Annotated in this window: 21 protein-coding genes; 1 reads left to right on the forward strand and 20 read right to left on the reverse strand. The window is 53.4% G+C overall.

The window, feature by feature from the left end; translation table 11 throughout:
- The first annotated feature begins 121 nt into the window (after positions 1–121).
- Positions 122–562 carry a hypothetical protein gene (locus ACMGGS_RS18595; RefSeq protein ID WP_414163857.1) on the forward strand — a complete coding sequence of 147 codons (441 nt, stop codon included), beginning with the start codon at positions 122–124 and terminating at the stop codon, positions 560–562.
- A 17-nt stretch (positions 563–579) separates the two neighbouring features.
- Here the strand turns inward: ACMGGS_RS18595 and ACMGGS_RS18600 are convergent, their stop codons facing one another.
- The 20 genes from ACMGGS_RS18600 to ACMGGS_RS18695 all read right to left on the reverse strand — a co-directional run bounded on the left by ACMGGS_RS18600 (position 580) and on the right by ACMGGS_RS18695 (position 13,887).
- Positions 580–1,233: a DUF6246 family protein gene (locus ACMGGS_RS18600; RefSeq protein ID WP_414163858.1), complete on the reverse strand. Its 654-nt coding sequence runs from the start codon at positions 1,231–1,233 to the stop codon at positions 580–582.
- 30 nt (positions 1,234–1,263) lie between these two features.
- Positions 1,264–1,998: an immunoglobulin domain-containing protein gene (locus ACMGGS_RS18605; RefSeq protein WP_414163859.1), complete on the reverse strand. Its 735-nt coding sequence runs from the start codon at positions 1,996–1,998 to the stop codon at positions 1,264–1,266.
- 15 nt (positions 1,999–2,013) lie between these two features.
- On the reverse strand, positions 2,014–2,400 hold the full coding sequence (locus ACMGGS_RS18610; protein ID WP_414163860.1) for a hypothetical protein: 387 nt from the start codon (positions 2,398–2,400) through the stop codon (positions 2,014–2,016).
- On the reverse strand, positions 2,397–2,792 hold the full coding sequence (locus ACMGGS_RS18615; RefSeq protein ID WP_414163861.1) for a hypothetical protein: 396 nt from the start codon (positions 2,790–2,792) through the stop codon (positions 2,397–2,399). The genes ACMGGS_RS18610 and ACMGGS_RS18615 overlap by 4 nt, the downstream gene beginning before the upstream one ends.
- A 17-nt stretch (positions 2,793–2,809) precedes the next feature.
- On the reverse strand, positions 2,810–3,196 hold the full coding sequence (locus ACMGGS_RS18620; protein ID WP_414163862.1) for a hypothetical protein: 387 nt from the start codon (positions 3,194–3,196) through the stop codon (positions 2,810–2,812).
- The gene (locus ACMGGS_RS18625; RefSeq protein WP_414163863.1) at positions 3,193–3,366 is read right to left on the reverse strand and encodes a DUF551 domain-containing protein; all 174 of its coding nucleotides are present in this window, start codon (positions 3,364–3,366) and stop codon (positions 3,193–3,195) included. Before ACMGGS_RS18625 ends, ACMGGS_RS18620 begins: the two co-directional genes overlap by 4 nt.
- Complete coding sequence (locus tag ACMGGS_RS18630; RefSeq protein ID WP_414163864.1) at positions 3,366–3,770, reverse strand: hypothetical protein; 405 nt, start codon at positions 3,768–3,770, stop codon at positions 3,366–3,368. The genes ACMGGS_RS18625 and ACMGGS_RS18630 overlap by 1 nt, the downstream gene beginning before the upstream one ends.
- Before the next feature lie 63 nt (positions 3,771–3,833).
- A complete protein-coding gene (locus ACMGGS_RS18635; RefSeq protein WP_414163865.1) occupies positions 3,834–4,127 on the reverse strand; it encodes a hypothetical protein in 294 nt (97 codons plus the stop codon).
- A gap of 9 nt (positions 4,128–4,136) precedes the next feature.
- The gene (locus ACMGGS_RS18640; RefSeq protein ID WP_414163866.1) at positions 4,137–5,240 is read right to left on the reverse strand and encodes a major capsid protein; all 1,104 of its coding nucleotides are present in this window, start codon (positions 5,238–5,240) and stop codon (positions 4,137–4,139) included.
- 17 nt (positions 5,241–5,257) lie between these two features.
- Positions 5,258–5,713 (reverse strand): hypothetical protein, encoded by a 456-nt coding sequence (locus ACMGGS_RS18645; RefSeq protein WP_414163867.1) that lies wholly within the window; start codon positions 5,711–5,713, stop codon positions 5,258–5,260.
- A gap of 32 nt (positions 5,714–5,745) precedes the next feature.
- Positions 5,746–7,014, reverse strand: a complete 1,269-nt coding sequence (locus ACMGGS_RS18650; RefSeq protein WP_414163868.1) for a hypothetical protein — start codon at positions 7,012–7,014, stop codon at positions 5,746–5,748.
- A 13-nt stretch (positions 7,015–7,027) separates the two neighbouring features.
- A complete protein-coding gene (locus ACMGGS_RS18655; RefSeq protein ID WP_414163869.1) occupies positions 7,028–7,981 on the reverse strand; it encodes a phage minor head protein in 954 nt (317 codons plus the stop codon).
- Positions 7,935–9,284, reverse strand: coding sequence for an anti-CBASS protein Acb1 family protein (locus tag ACMGGS_RS18660; protein ID WP_414163870.1), 1,350 nt, complete (start codon positions 9,282–9,284; stop codon positions 7,935–7,937). Before ACMGGS_RS18660 ends, ACMGGS_RS18655 begins: the two co-directional genes overlap by 47 nt.
- Before the next feature lie 72 nt (positions 9,285–9,356).
- A complete protein-coding gene (locus tag ACMGGS_RS18665) occupies positions 9,357–9,629 on the reverse strand; it encodes a hypothetical protein (protein WP_414163871.1) in 273 nt (90 codons plus the stop codon).
- A 70-nt stretch (positions 9,630–9,699) separates the two neighbouring features.
- A complete protein-coding gene (locus tag ACMGGS_RS18670; RefSeq protein ID WP_414163872.1) occupies positions 9,700–11,181 on the reverse strand; it encodes a DNA-packaging protein in 1,482 nt (493 codons plus the stop codon).
- Positions 11,168–11,647, reverse strand: a complete 480-nt coding sequence (locus tag ACMGGS_RS18675; RefSeq protein ID WP_414163873.1) for a DUF2280 domain-containing protein — start codon at positions 11,645–11,647, stop codon at positions 11,168–11,170. The genes ACMGGS_RS18670 and ACMGGS_RS18675 overlap by 14 nt, the downstream gene beginning before the upstream one ends.
- A gap of 31 nt (positions 11,648–11,678) precedes the next feature.
- Positions 11,679–12,317, reverse strand: coding sequence for a putative metallopeptidase (locus tag ACMGGS_RS18680; protein ID WP_414163874.1), 639 nt, complete (start codon positions 12,315–12,317; stop codon positions 11,679–11,681).
- A gap of 140 nt (positions 12,318–12,457) precedes the next feature.
- Positions 12,458–12,778: a GrlR family regulatory protein gene (locus ACMGGS_RS18685; protein WP_414163875.1), complete on the reverse strand. Its 321-nt coding sequence runs from the start codon at positions 12,776–12,778 to the stop codon at positions 12,458–12,460.
- A 157-nt stretch (positions 12,779–12,935) separates the two neighbouring features.
- A complete protein-coding gene (locus ACMGGS_RS18690; RefSeq protein ID WP_414163876.1) occupies positions 12,936–13,400 on the reverse strand; it encodes a lysis protein in 465 nt (154 codons plus the stop codon).
- A complete protein-coding gene (locus ACMGGS_RS18695) occupies positions 13,390–13,887 on the reverse strand; it encodes a lysozyme (RefSeq protein WP_194206789.1) in 498 nt (165 codons plus the stop codon). Before ACMGGS_RS18695 ends, ACMGGS_RS18690 begins: the two co-directional genes overlap by 11 nt.
- Position 13,888: the final 1 nt, after the last annotated feature.

Below are 13,888 nucleotides of genomic sequence, written 5' to 3' on the forward strand. Positions count from 1 at the left end.
TCACTTGTTGCAGAGCACTTGATACTGATCATATATCAGGGTTTATATGAAAAGATAAATGGTATAGCTTTGCGAAATGTTTAGTGTTAATACATTTAATAATTCACTTTAAGGCATTGTGATGATAAAAAAAACAACGGCCCTGCTCGCTTTATTACCTTTACTTGCGACAGCTTCTGAAAGTACAGATAAAGCAATACAAAAAGCACGAGCATCTTCAGAATGCATAGCTTATCTCACTATGTTGGAGGAAAGCGATCTAACGCCTTATTTGTCTAAGGTAAAAGTGCTTACAGACGTTTATAAATCCTCAATACTATCGGCACTCAATGATCCGACTATGAAAGACGATGGCCTATTTGAAAGATCGGGTGTGAGCTTTAGCAACGATTTCTATGCAGGAGAAATTTTTGCATCAAGCATCTCGGATACCACAAAATCTGTAAGGGACTCCACGCTAATCGAAGCAAAGCCTCAGCGGCCGCATTTAACTGTGAGTGAACAATGGGCTGAAGAAGCTTTAAAAAGGTACAGTTCGTCGAACTGCGATTTAATAGAATAGAGTCTGCATAAATTCAGTTAATGCTGGACAGTCCTCTTCGAATCATTATCCAACATTTTTTCTGCCCACTCCATAGCTTCATCATACTTATCTTCTGTGGGGACACTCGCTGCCCCCTTCTGCGGGTACTTCGCATTCATTGCAGCGCGAAAGCTGGTCATGGTCATGTTCCAGGCTTCAGATTCACTCATCCCCAGATGCGCCACAGCCATATACACAAATGACCGGACATCAAAACTGTTTGAATATTCCCCCTTGTCCGCAGTGGTGGCTTCTGGCGGTTGATCGCCCATAACACCGTGGCGAATGAGATGGCGCGCCAGTTCGATGATATGAGTTATCGGCAGTTTGCCCGGACGATAGCTCAGTTTACCTTTTCTGGTAGTAGTGAATGAACCTGTAAACAGGCTGATATCTTCGTCACTGGACGCCCGAACGACATTCGCAGCTGCTACCACCATTTCTGCATAACAGCGGGCGAGAACGTCACGCAGCAAACCCGGATCGTTAATCCGGTGTTCGGGATAATGACCCGCATGGACAATAACGAACGCTTTCACAATTTCTTCCGGCGTGCCGATGCGTGACATTGCCAGGAACGAGGGGTTAAGGAATATCTCCCGGCCACCGGCACGGATCACCGCCTGACCAATATTGGTAATTGCCTGCATAAAACCTCAAAGGGGCCGGAGCCCCTGATATTACGCTGCGTTGACGGTGACGGTTGCTGGTGCAGAGATGACACTGCCAGCAGTCGGGGATAAAACCTGACACGTATAGGTACCTGCATCCGCCGCCACGGCACTGGCTTTGGTATAGGTTGCCGAAGTGGCACCGCTGATATCAGTCCCGTTCTTTTTCCACTGGTAACTCAGCGCTGAACTGTCGGACACTTTCGCCGCGACGGTGAGTGTCAGTGTGTTGCCGGTGGTGATCGTTTTGTTCTGGGGTTGGGTGGCAATGTTAATGACCGCCCCAACATCGCGAACATCCACCAGCCCCGCACTGGACGCTTCAAGAGACCAGGTCGCAACATCATCATGCGGCGATTCGTCCTGCCAGCTGGTGACGAGGAACGGGCCTTCAGTAATATCAAAAGGCGAAATGATTTTCAGCCAGAGATATGGCTGATTGCTGGTATCGGCTGGTGGGTTATAAACATGGCGTTTTACCTCCCGCTGACCGTAAATTGCCTCTTTGCGGCTGACGCCGTCACCTGAGAACGACACGTTTTTATACGTGACCAGATTTTCCTGGGTATAAGCTGCGCTCTGATCGCCGGTAGCGTCTGCGGTTTCCCACTCAACGCCCGTCGTCTTACCGCGCATCATCCCAAGGCGCTTGTACTGGTCCGCCGTGGGCTGAACCTCCGGGCAACCGATCGCGTAATAAACGACGACGTCGCGCCCTGTGAATGCACCTGATTCACATGCCATAGTTATTGCTCCGTTTTATCGGGAAATGATGGTTTGAAAGTTGATTTCGAAGGCGTAACGGCCTTCTTCGGTTCGGAAGGCAGGGATGCCCCCGATGGGTTGCATGAAGATGATGCATTCGGTCTGGTAATCATCGAGCATCGCCTGGCGAATAGCCTCGGCTCTGTCTTCAACTTCATCAATACTGACATCGTCCTGTCCGGTAAGCAGGATTAACCGGAAGTAATCGCGGGTGATGGCTTCCTCGCCTGCCCCGCCTCCATTCTTCTGGATGATAAGGTAACGTGCGTTTCGGGTATTCTGCACCTCGGTCCACTGCCGTTTCTGAACGCGAAAGCCGGTATCAAAGCCATGCCCCTGCAACCATGCCCGCAGTGCGTCGTAAATCTCACTACGTGTCATAATTTATAACCCCGCCTGATAGTGGACCTGATATCGTCAATCCCGTCGCGCTCAAAGCCTTTGCGCAGGAAGTCAGGTTCAGCATCCGGATCCCAGTAATTACCGCTGCCATCCGGGCGAGGCTTCCCTTTCAGGGTACCTTCCGCCGCGTTAACCCGGCTGGCATAGCTGACTGTGTAGCCCACACGCCCCATCATGCCTTCCGGCATCGGTCTCAACTCCCTGAACTGGCTGTTAACGAGTGCAGAAGTGTGGATGGGCGTGATCTGCGCCGCATAACCTGCGCCGACGATCATCACTTCGGTGATGACCCGTTCAGTCACCGGTCCGGCTATCTGTCCGAGCAGCTTCTTTGTGGTTATCTGAACACTTTTGATGCCTTTAACCGGCATATGGCCCTCCAGTAAAATCAGGCCCCGAGCGTATTACGGCTGGATGTCAGGATTTTGTAGTCGGGTTCTTCTTCGAAGAAGGACATATCCCACATTTTGACCGCCCGAATAACATCGCCGTTCGCTATCACAGGATCAAGTTGCGCAGTCGTATCACCCACCGCAACATAATCATTGCGCAGCGGTTTACGCATGTCAGAGCCATTGTGCTTCAGTTCAGTTGAGATAATCAGATTGGTGGTGAACTCGGTACCGGCATCATCAATCGCCTCTTCCTGGTTAATCTCCCAGGTGCAGTCGATAAGATACGGCGTGCCGGTAAGCCAGGTACCTTTCCAGTCGTCATAGGTGCGCGGGTAGATGGTGGCAAGATTGGTATAAACCCAGTTCGCCGTGGCGCTCATGGTTCCTCCCAGCGGATCACTTCCGGTTTCGAGGCAACAACCATCGGGCAAAATAGATGCCACTCGCCATTGCTTTTTACATAACCGGTTACGCGCCTGCCTGTGTCGGTCATCACCCATACCTTAATGAATGGTTCAGGCAGGCGATGCTTAACAGATATCCATGCCATTACCGGCCCCCGTCAGACATGCAGCCCCCTTTCCCGATCCAGATGCCCGCAAATGCTGGCGCAGCTGTCGGATCAGGGGGAATAAGCGCCGTGGCGCAGCCGTGTTTGTCCAGCCCGCGCAGCAGGCTCAGAGCCCCTTTCCAGCGGTCAGAAAACGACTGGTACCGGAATGAACGCGAAGCGCCGTTTGGTGCGGTCTGGCTTGAAAGGTATTTATCACCCTGCCCGAGCCCCATCAGCGCCAGCAGGTAAAGCTGGATAAGCAGCGCTGTCGATGCCGGATAATGAAGCGCCAGGCATTCTTCAATGCCATTGGACTGGTCAATCAGCGCCGCCAGCACAAAGTCGGGTAAGGCGATCCCCTGCCCGGTCAGGTATTGCTGCGCCTGCTCCTGTGAGACCATGACAGACTCCTGAAATGAGTCGCCCCGCCAGAACGGGGCATAAAAAAACCGCTTTCGCGGCGGTTATTCAACAGGGAAGAGCTTCTCGAGCTCGCCCTCCGGCAGCAGCTCTGAAAGCTTTTCGGCTCCCAGGTTGCCTTTGAACTCAATACCAAGCTCTTTAAGGCGTGCAGCGATGACCTCTTTTCGGTTCTTCGCATCGGTCCCGGCCCCCGGCGTTGCCACGTTAAGCTCTCCGGCTGCTGCGCCACGCATCAGGCGAACGTTAGGTTTAAGGGCGGGATGAAGATTTTCAAACTCAACCACATCACCGATTGCAACGCCGTGCCAGGGGCGGATAACTTCGTACTTAGCCATCGTATCTCCTTAGCCCAGGTCAGCGCCGTACAACACGCCGGAATGGCCTTCATCGTCACGTTTAATCTGCAGGCCTTCAGCAGACATGATCTGGAAATTGTAATTGCTCTGCGGCAGCGGACGTGGCAGCGGAATGACGCCAACAGCCATCCCAACCAGCGGAGCAACCACATCCTGACGACGCTCATAGGCAAGGAACTCGTTACCCTTAAGCGCGTAAGTCATGCGAATATCGTTCACCGGCATGAATTTACGGATGGCATCCAGAACGGTACCACTAACGATGGCATTGGAGCCGTTGCCGACCTCAATGGTATACGGCTTCGACAGGTTAGCCATGATTTCGGAGCTCAGCCACAGGACATCATAAGCGGTAACCTGGTTCGCCTGAGCAGTCAGCCCAAATGGACCCGTCGGACCGAAGAATTCCAGCGCCTGCGCAGGACTGGCTTTGGTCAGATCAATATTTGCACCACCAGCGCCAGACCCAAGGTTAATCTTCGTCGTGTTACGGTGATTACGCAGGCCCTGAGACGGGTAGTTCTGAACTTTAATAGTCTCGTTACCGTCCAGATAAGCTTTAACGCGGCGTTTGTGGAACTTGCGCATTTTTGCCGCCTGAGAGTCCAGGACGATATCGATGCCCACCGTGTTCAGACCTGCGGCCAAACGCCAGTTAACGCCATAACCGGCAGTGAATACGGGTACCGGATCACCGTCACTGTCGTATTCGGTGTGATCGAAGGAGTATGGCGGCTGACCATCCAGGCTGACCTGCACGTCATCAGCAATATCACCAACGACGCTATACAGCTTGGCTGTTTTGCCGATATTCAGTACCTGCATAACGCTCATCAGGTCGTTGACGATCTCCATGCCAACTTGCTGATCACGCAACTGGATAACCTGGCGATCGATTTCAGCCCAGAACTCACGCCCCAGGCCATCACCTGCCAGGGCATTAGCTGCCAGCGTTTCGGCATCCATCACGCCACGGTACTGATTGACCATGAGCCGGTGGGAGGTGTCCCAGATATTGCGCTGGGCCCAGAGGGAGTTCCAGTGCTGATGCAGGCGACGGTTAGTCGCCAGGGTTTCACGGGAAAAATACATGTGCTTTTATCCTTAAGTTATGCGCCAGCAGTTGCGGCGACAGTGCCGACACGCATACGAACGCGGATGAAATCAGTAGCGCCTGCCGCGATGGTAGCTTCGTCCTGGCTGTAGCCGATCACCGCATCAGTGTCATCAGTCGCCAGGGTGAACTGACCATTCGCGCCGAGCTTAATCGGGCTGTCTTTTTTGTACGCGCCCGGTACGCACAGCAGCGCCAGTTCGCGTCCCTCTTCGACGTAGTTGCCCACAGCGGAATCGCCTTCCGGGACGGCGTCACGAATGCCCAGGCCCTGATGGTAGGCGCAGTCGATAATATAGAGGCGTCCGTTCAGCGCGGTAGCCTGCGCAAACGCATTTTCGCCATTGATGATCGCCGCAGTGCCCGGCAACAGGTCAGCAGCGGTGGTGCGGGTTTCAGTCTTATAGAGCGACTGCCCGTCGATATTTACGCGACGATAGCGGGATGCCATTCGCGGTCTCCTTTAAAGTTGGTTTCGGTTAGTTAAGCCGGGAAGTAAGAAGCCGGATCAGGAGCGCCGGTTTCTTTCTGCCCCTGTGCAGAATTGGTGCCCAGCGGCGCGGCTTCGCCCAGAGTTTTAAACATCACATCCAGCGCTTCACCGGAAAGCGCGTTTGCGACGAGTTCGCCATGAACTTTGGCCACTGCATCGCGTTTGGTTTTTTCTTCAGCACGCGTGTTGGCGGTCAGCGTCTCGGCGAGCTGCAGGTGGTTGGCCTGCAAGGCTGTGATTTGCTGCTGAAGAGGTTCAATAGCCTTACTGGTGTTGGTGGACACAGCTTCACCGATCATGGTGCCGATCTGTTCCATTTCTTCTTTGGTTAAAGGCATGTCGCCCTCCGTTTGATGGTTAGTTGCAGGCTTTTCCTGCGGTAAGAAAAGAGATTTGAATTTATTGGCAGCGACAGATACCCAGGACTCCTGACGAGCAACCGGCGTTCCGGTGTCGTCGAAGGTGATTTTTCCGCCCTCTGAGGTGTATCCGTAGATTTGGGCATTACCGCCGTTGCGGATGATCACAACCTGCGAGTCAGTAAAATCTGCCACCCAGGCATATTCATTTTCACCGGGTGCAAAATTTGCTTTTGCAGCCCGATCAAGGCGCTGCTCACGCTCGCGATAGGATTCGCCCACCAGCGCGCCGGAATTGGCTGCCAGCGGTGTGGCGAGGTCAGCATTCACCATCAGTCCCACACCCTGTTCCGGTGTGGCCGCACCGACTTCATGCAGAAGGATCGCGTCATGATCCATCGCATGAATTTTCACGACCCACTGCGCGCCCTGCGCTTTCTGTTCTTCGGAAGCCTCAATCTGTTCCCGGAATACGGCAACGCTGGTGTGGATGGGAGGGACGTCCTCGCCGCGCTCAATAGCTTCGACACGCTGGATCAGCTCCCGTCCGTTCTCGCTTTCGTTTGCCTTCAGTACATCGACCCATTTTTCCAGGTAAACACGGTTGCCGGACTTTTTGACGTTGCGGTTCCATGCCCCGGCATACCCGACGTTGAGGCCTTCCGGCGAAAACGCAGAGACAAACTGCCCGTTAACCGTGGGGTGCCCTAGCGGAGCCAGAGTCCCCTCAAGGCCTCGATAGTGAGCATCAATTTCTGAGGCCGGATAAAGCTCGTTATTCATGATGACATTGGCGGGCAGCGTATAACTGGGGATAACGATGTGATCGCGACCGTTATACACTTCCCGGCGAATGGACTGACTGTTCACCCGCGTGGTGACGTTTACTTGCATTGGCATAATGGTTTCTCGCTTAAGCGGCCCGGTGGTGGCTGCAGTCGCAATGGTTGGCGATGAGTCCGGCTTTCTGCGCTTTCTCCAGGCGCTTTTTCGCCATATCAACAATATTGGGGTTAAGCGGCTGACCACTGGCATCCACCAGCACGGCAACCTGCGTGCATTTACAGTTGATCGCGTTGCCGTCAACGCTGTACCAGTCGCGAACCTCTTCAGTGGTGTAAAGATGGGCGTGCCGTAGCGCATGCCTGCGCCGCGTTGTCGGGCTGAACGCTGAAAGGTGCATTTGTCGCGTCATGATCCCGTACTGCGCTTCTGCCTCATCCGTTTCATCCCACCGGGCGCGGCGCAGCGCCGTAGGTATTTCCGTGCGGGCAATACGCTTCGCACGGCTGATTTCAATCCCGGTCTGCTCAGTTAACCGCTTAGCGATATCACGGGGATTTTGCCCGCGGCCCATGCCATCGGTGAGGATCCGCGCCATGTCCGACTTCGTCCGCGCACTGAGGTTTTTCATCTCCTCAAATACGCGGGTGCGTACCAGCAGCAGGCGGCGCTGGTACGGCTCGCTCAGCAACAGTTGCTGAAGGCTTTCCCGCCCGGCGGCGTACACCGCTGACTGCTGCGACAGACTGGCGAACTCCTGCGCCGTGCCGCGCTGGTACGCCTGATTAACGTAATCGCGCCAGAACCAGAAGTACGTCTCGTTGCCACCATACAGGATCTCGTCCACCAGAGCGGAGGCATTCTCCAGCAGCATGGACAGAAGTGAAGTATCAAGGTCGAAGGTGTAGCGAAGGTTTACAGCGGGTGATGCGGGTATACGGTCGAGAATGTCCTGATAAGCTTTTGCGATGCGTTTTATCCGTCTGCCAAACTCATTAATCGCGCCGCGTTCGAGCCGGTCAGCGCCAGTGGGATCGTTAAGATTTCCCGGCAGAATCGGAGGTTTCGTTTTCATCTTCTTCATCGTTCTCCCCCAGTGGCTCAGGCGACCCCTCATACCCGGCGGCCACGCGGATTTCTTCGCCGGTAAATGGCTGCTCGCCAGTGGCAATGGAAGCGCTGTTGATATCGGCCATGAGTTTGGCCGATGCCAGTTTCTCAGCGTCGGTGCTGGCATTCAGGTCATCCCAGATAACCGTTTTCTGAGGCACCGCGTCGAGGATGCCCAGCGCCACCAGCTTGTCGCAAAAATCTTCTATGTCGAAAGACAGATCGCCGCGCCGGGACTGACAGCGCGCATTGAAATAGCGCTGGTCCTCAGTGCTGGCCCGCTCGCCCGTCTGCATACCAACGAGGATTTTGGTCGGGATGTCCAGCGCTGCGCCAGCCGTCTGCAGGTTTACGTTGTAGGTTGGCCCGGGGTCAGCGACGGAGGTCACCAGCGGCGTCACCGTTGCACCCTGAGTGGTCATCAAGACATCATTGCCGCGGTTTACCTCCCCGGCCACCTCATTAAATTTCTCCTGCAACTCATCGATGCTCACGCCATACAGCGAAGCGAGGTTATTGAAGTCGATTTCCTTTTCAAAGTTCACGTTGAGCTGGCGCGCGGCGTTCTTCAGGAAAGATTCACCGCTGCCGCCCTCCACTTTCTCAAGACTAACGAAAGCGTTATAGGCTGCCTCCAGAAAGCCGATGGCATCACTCGAGTAATCTCCCAGGATGAACACGCGATCAGGGTGAACATCCACGCGCCGGGTAGTGCCGTTCGCCAGCCGCTCGACATACTGCCACATCTTCGGCTGCCCGTAGGTGCGCGAGTTCAGGCCGGTGTCCCACGCAGAAGGGACCAGCGCGCCCGCCCAGGCAACAGTAACCTTTTCCAGCCCCTTACCCCTGGTAGCGGGCCGGTTCCAGTCCTGATTGTCGCGAATATGCAACAGGATGCCGGAATACCGGCCCACCAGCCGCCGCAGGTCAGCATCAGCAAAAGCGCGCCAGAAACGATGAGTAAAAACAGCTTTTACCTTGCGCTCCCAGGCGGTTACCTTGCGGGTTTCATCAGCCTTTTCGCCCTCGATGATCTCCGGGTTGCTGAGCCAACAGGTACCGATAATTTTACGCACCGCGCCGTGAGCGATCCCGCCGCGTCGGTAGAGACGGTAGAGGTCATCAAAGGTCAGATCCTCTTTGAAGCCGTACTCGCACCACGCTGTGCTGCGTTTTGTATCCAGTCCCATTGTCGGGTTAGCCGCCAGCATACGGGCGCGCGCAAGCCTGACATCGTTCAACGCATGGTTGACGGCCAGTTGGAGGTTATTTTTCATGCTGGGGTCCGTTTGGCGGTTGCGGGAAATAAAAAAAGGCCGCCGGAGCGACCTTTCAATAACTACCATAATTCAGAGTTTGATATTGTTTTCATAAAGAAAGTCGATAACGACAGCAAACCTTTCTGAGTATTGTTCTGCTAGCTTCTCAACTCTGGCAGAATTTTTATTATCAGCGTTGAAATCGATGATGTACCGATAGACATCTTCTTGCGAGATTGTTCTATTATCATTTTTTACAATGACTTGCTTTACCGCCTTATAGAATCGCTCGTCATCTTTAGGATGACCTGAATCCCATGTTGATACTCTTAACCACGTATTAAGAGGTGAGAAGTCATTCATAGTATCCTCCTTATCAAGAAGGACAACGTTACCACATTGGTAACGAATAATTAATTTCAAAAGGCTCAAATTATCCGCGCAATCTCTTGGGAATCATCATCCCCATCGGCTGTACGCCGCCGAGTTCAGTAAGTGCGTAAACCATTGCATCAAGCCGATCCGGCGATTTTTTGGCGGTCGCTGGCACATATTCCATCAGCTGATTCTCCAGCACGTAGAGGTTGCCGTTGTGCGCGACCCGGCCCTGTTCATATAGCGCAGATATTGGCTCAGCGCGGGCATACTTACCCTTACTGGCATGTACACGGATAATGCGGCCTTTGAACCCGGCGTTACGCAGAGTGTCCTCCGCCATATCACCGCCTTGGTTCGTTTCGATAACGATCGCGTCGGCTTCGTGCTCTTCGTAAGCCCACATGGCCTTTTTGGCCCAGCCAGCCGGGGAATATTTACCGCTGTAGTCACCATCGACCGAGAACCGCTTCTTATCACCAGCGCCGTAGGCACTCGCGGCCACAATGCCCGATTCATCGCTCTCCTCGCTGTTCGTTGCCTGCGGGTCAATAGCGATTACCGTGCGTACTTTGTCGGCATGAATCTCCAGATCATGCGCGGCGCTTATCATCACTTCAGTCCACAGCGCCCCCTCGGCGTTAAATCGCCGCGGCTTCTGCATGTACTGCGCCTCAGCGGTGCGCCTGTGCGAGAACAGAGAAACGCGGTGGCTGTCATTATGCTTGAAAGGCCAGAGCCAGCCATCGGGCAAGCCGTGATCAATCGGGATCGCGTGGGTATTTTCGGGATACTGGGCTGAATATGCCTGGCTGTTATCAATAATCACCGGCAGATTCAGGTGGTGCCACTTTTCGCCGGAACCGCCACGCAGCAGGTAGCCGCTCAGATCGTGATAATGAATACGCTGCATGATGACGATCATCGGCGTCGTCTCAATCGCCAGACGGGATTTGATTGTCTCGTTAAAGCGATTGTTTACCCCATCGCGAACCGTCTCACTGTATGCATCATCTGGTTTTACCGGGTCATCGATAATCAGCGCACCCTGCCAGCCCGGCTCCATGTGCCCGGCACGAAAACCCGTTACCTGACCAGCGGCGGAGGATGCATAGACGCCACCGCCGAACTCATTCCACCACATCGCCTTACTGTCTGCGTCGTCGCGCAGTTCCATCGGCCACATAGCCTGATACGCTTTTGATTTAATCATCCCACGCGCGGTCGAGGAGTTAAGCAACGCGAGATTATGGGAATAAGAGAGGTGCATAAAGCGTGCGCGCTGGTTCAGGGACAGCCCCCGGCCCATCATGTTGATGGTTGCCAGTTCAGTTTTAGTGTAGCCGGGAGGCACATTGATAATCAGTCGGGTTATCTCGCCGCTTATTACCCGGTCCAGTGTCCGCTGTATGACTTCATGGTGTGGCGCGACGATCATTTTGCCGCCGGTGCGCTGTTTAAAGAAGTAACGTGCAAAGTACAGCCCCTCTTCCTCACATTCGATACGGCGCGCTAACGTTTTTTGCTCAGCAGTCGTCATCCTCCATCATCTCCCGCCGGGCAGCCTGGTAATCTTCTTTACTCATAGTGACTGACTGAATAACGCCGCCGTTCGGCCCGGAGTGCTCCAGCTTATGTTTATTGGTATACGCCTCGCCAACTTCTTTAGCCGCCTGCTCCAGCAACTGCGCGGTCATGCCGATATTTTTCATGTTTTCAGCTGTCGTCGACATTCGGTGCAGGACGCGCAGCCGATAGGCCTTATTAGCGATTGGGATATCGGATATTTCGTTCAGGAATCGCTCGCGCGTGGCGTTGAAAAGAGTGACCCACTTTTTGGCCAGCGTCTTTCCGCTGACCTTCGTCGGGTCGTGGGTCTCGACCTGCTGCCGGGTGATAGTGATGCCAAAATCTTTCTGGACAGCCTCGACCACCTGAGAGGGAGTATCGAAGCACGCAATCATCTGAATGATGTAGGCTTTTACTTCTGGTTTTAACGCAGCCATGTTTCACCATCCGTCCAGTACAGTCCAATAATTAAGCCAGCTTTAACATGCACGTTCCACACGCCCTGGCGATATCAAGGTGACCCACCTCAGCAGGCCTGTTTGCGGCATCCACCAGTTCCTGCACGTCGCGGCTCGCACCATAACGCCGGACAACGCCGACAAACTCTTCCACATCGTGCCCGCGCAGCTTCAGCACCGGCAATCCCGTCTCGCGATTAAACTTAGGCGCGCCAAATTCATCAGTAGTCTGGGCAATGTGATAAAGCTCATGCTCCACCAGCGCGCAGAATTCAAGGTCACTACACTGGGAGCAATAGTCAGCGGCCAGCGTAATGATGAACTTTGGTATACGCCCGAACCATTCATGCATCTGCTGCTCCATGCGGGCCTTTTGCCAGCCGCCTGCGCGCATCATGACCTCTTCGCATTGACCAAGGACGATGCGCCCCTTTTTGTCGAATGCGTTCGACGCCCACATGAAGGTAATATCAGCAGTATTCAGATGGAAATGATCCGGGTTGTGGAGTTTGCCGCTTTCCATCAATACATTCTCGTTTACCCAGGTATACACTTCATTCGCAGGAATGATGCCGATGTATGGGCGTAAATCTGGAGGGTTAACAAAATTAAGCGGAGGGTATGGCCGACGTTCTGTTGCTTCTGCCATAAGGTAAACCTGTTATTAAAGCCATTACGACGCCCACCAGCGCTAGGTATTGGAATGGGCATAAAAAAGCCCCGCGTGTGCGAGGCTAAGTAAAAAAGCTGGTTATGTTATTACGTATTAAGGCAACTAACCTTATGCATTTAAATTAACTTACCAATAAACTTTGCGCTGATAGCAATTTGCGCCGATGGCATACCCGCCACACTGCCTTGCATCAGATATCCTTCGTTGCTGTCACTCAAAGAAAGATCAAGGTTAAAGTTATCTACTCCCTGAAATACTGATGTAACTCTTGAATCATGTTGGTAAACATGAAGATGCAGCTTATTTCCTTCTGCATGACCTTGATAGGTAAAACCAAAGTCTCCGCCATTAATCACATCATTTTTAACAACAACAGTACCGTTCCCAAAGTCTTGTTGGTTACTACTAAAAACCACATAGTAAATCCCGTCTTTCATGATTTCCTCATTGCAATGTGTGATCACGCTAATGCGCAGCCATATTTTACAAGAAGGATATTTAAGATTTTTGAACGCAGTTCAAGATTCCAAAGTTTATTCTGTATTTGAAAACAGAATGCTTCTTAGCTCTACGCCATTAGTTAGAAAGTTTCACTTATCTCAGGCACTGTTCCCGCACATACTGCTGCAACCCGGTCAGTTGCTTTGTGATGGTTTCGATTCGCTCTCTGAGGGTGAAATAATCCCGTTCAGCGGCGTCAGTAAGTCGGGCGCTGGTGCCATAATCCACGCTGGTGGTGCCGGGCGCTCCGTTCGCTCTGCAGGTGGCATTAAGCTGCAACCGCTTACGGCCAGCAGCAACATCACGTTCAAGCTGGTCAATAGTCGCTTTGGCATCTGCCAGTTCTCCGTAGTATTTCGCATCGAGTGCTGCGACGTCTCGCTGGCGCACCTTCATATCATTGATGGTATCGTTCGCCAGTTGCAGGTCGCCTTTTGCTTTATCGCGCTGCTCTTTATAGGTGATGGCGTTATCACGGTAGTGATTGACCGCCCAGCCGAGCGCCACCAGCAGTCCAGTGATAACCAGCGCACCGATAAGTTTTGCTTTAAAGGTCATTTTTACCTTCCGCCAGGCACATAGAGCGTTCCATCTCGCGCCGGTTCTGCAGTCCCTTCCATTTCATGCCACCAGCATAAACCCAGCGGCGCATCTCTTCGCATGCACCGGCATGGTCGCCTTTATTGAGTTTCCGCAGCAGGGTGGATTTAGAAAACGCATCAGAGCCGACATTAAAAACGAAGCTGTAGAGCGCGGCGCGCTGATACTCGCCCACCGGCACCTTTACCAACTGGTCAACGGTGCGCTTTGCCGGTTGCAGATCTTTCCACAGCAGGGCATCACATTCCCGGTCGGTATAGGTTTTGTGCCGGACGATGTCGCGCCCGGTGTGACCGTCACACACACTCCAGACACCCGCCACATCTTTGTAGGGTACATATTTTCGCCCTTCCACCCCGTCATGACCACCAAGAAAAATAGTGGCTATGAGCATCGCGCCGCCGCCCGCAGCAGCGATGAGTTTATTGCGCAGACTGCTGGTCATC

This window comes from Superficieibacter sp. BNK-5, assembly GCF_047456055.1.
GTDB lineage: Bacteria > Pseudomonadota > Gammaproteobacteria > Enterobacterales > Enterobacteriaceae > Superficieibacter.

Bases quoted from the DNA above. Each gene is read 5' to 3' on its own strand.
- ACMGGS_RS18595 (WP_414163857.1), top strand. From the start codon at position 122: ATGATAAAAAAAACAACGGCCCTGCTCGCTTTATTACCTTTACTTGCG.
- ACMGGS_RS18600 (WP_414163858.1), bottom strand. From the start codon at position 1,233: ATGCAGGCAATTACCAATATTGGTCAGGCGGTGATCCGTGCCGGTGGC.
- ACMGGS_RS18605 (WP_414163859.1), bottom strand. From the start codon at position 1,998: ATGGCATGTGAATCAGGTGCATTCACAGGGCGCGACGTCGTCGTTTAT.
- ACMGGS_RS18610 (WP_414163860.1), bottom strand. From the start codon at position 2,400: ATGACACGTAGTGAGATTTACGACGCACTGCGGGCATGGTTGCAGGGG.
- ACMGGS_RS18615 (WP_414163861.1), bottom strand. From the start codon at position 2,792: ATGCCGGTTAAAGGCATCAAAAGTGTTCAGATAACCACAAAGAAGCTG.
- ACMGGS_RS18620 (WP_414163862.1), bottom strand. From the start codon at position 3,196: ATGAGCGCCACGGCGAACTGGGTTTATACCAATCTTGCCACCATCTAC.
- ACMGGS_RS18625 (WP_414163863.1), bottom strand. From the start codon at position 3,366: ATGGCATGGATATCTGTTAAGCATCGCCTGCCTGAACCATTCATTAAG.
- ACMGGS_RS18630 (WP_414163864.1), bottom strand. From the start codon at position 3,770: ATGGTCTCACAGGAGCAGGCGCAGCAATACCTGACCGGGCAGGGGATC.
- ACMGGS_RS18635 (WP_414163865.1), bottom strand. From the start codon at position 4,127: ATGGCTAAGTACGAAGTTATCCGCCCCTGGCACGGCGTTGCAATCGGT.
- ACMGGS_RS18640 (WP_414163866.1), bottom strand. From the start codon at position 5,240: ATGTATTTTTCCCGTGAAACCCTGGCGACTAACCGTCGCCTGCATCAG.
- ACMGGS_RS18645 (WP_414163867.1), bottom strand. From the start codon at position 5,713: ATGGCATCCCGCTATCGTCGCGTAAATATCGACGGGCAGTCGCTCTAT.
- ACMGGS_RS18650 (WP_414163868.1), bottom strand. From the start codon at position 7,014: ATGCCAATGCAAGTAAACGTCACCACGCGGGTGAACAGTCAGTCCATT.
- ACMGGS_RS18655 (WP_414163869.1), bottom strand. From the start codon at position 7,981: ATGAAGAAGATGAAAACGAAACCTCCGATTCTGCCGGGAAATCTTAAC.
- ACMGGS_RS18660 (WP_414163870.1), bottom strand. From the start codon at position 9,284: ATGAAAAATAACCTCCAACTGGCCGTCAACCATGCGTTGAACGATGTC.
- ACMGGS_RS18665 (WP_414163871.1), bottom strand. From the start codon at position 9,629: ATGAATGACTTCTCACCTCTTAATACGTGGTTAAGAGTATCAACATGG.
- ACMGGS_RS18670 (WP_414163872.1), bottom strand. From the start codon at position 11,181: ATGACGACTGCTGAGCAAAAAACGTTAGCGCGCCGTATCGAATGTGAG.
- ACMGGS_RS18675 (WP_414163873.1), bottom strand. From the start codon at position 11,647: ATGGCTGCGTTAAAACCAGAAGTAAAAGCCTACATCATTCAGATGATT.
- ACMGGS_RS18680 (WP_414163874.1), bottom strand. From the start codon at position 12,317: ATGGCAGAAGCAACAGAACGTCGGCCATACCCTCCGCTTAATTTTGTT.
- ACMGGS_RS18685 (WP_414163875.1), bottom strand. From the start codon at position 12,778: ATGAAAGACGGGATTTACTATGTGGTTTTTAGTAGTAACCAACAAGAC.
- ACMGGS_RS18690 (WP_414163876.1), bottom strand. From the start codon at position 13,400: ATGACCTTTAAAGCAAAACTTATCGGTGCGCTGGTTATCACTGGACTG.
- ACMGGS_RS18695 (WP_194206789.1), bottom strand. From the start codon at position 13,887: ATGACCAGCAGTCTGCGCAATAAACTCATCGCTGCTGCGGGCGGCGGC.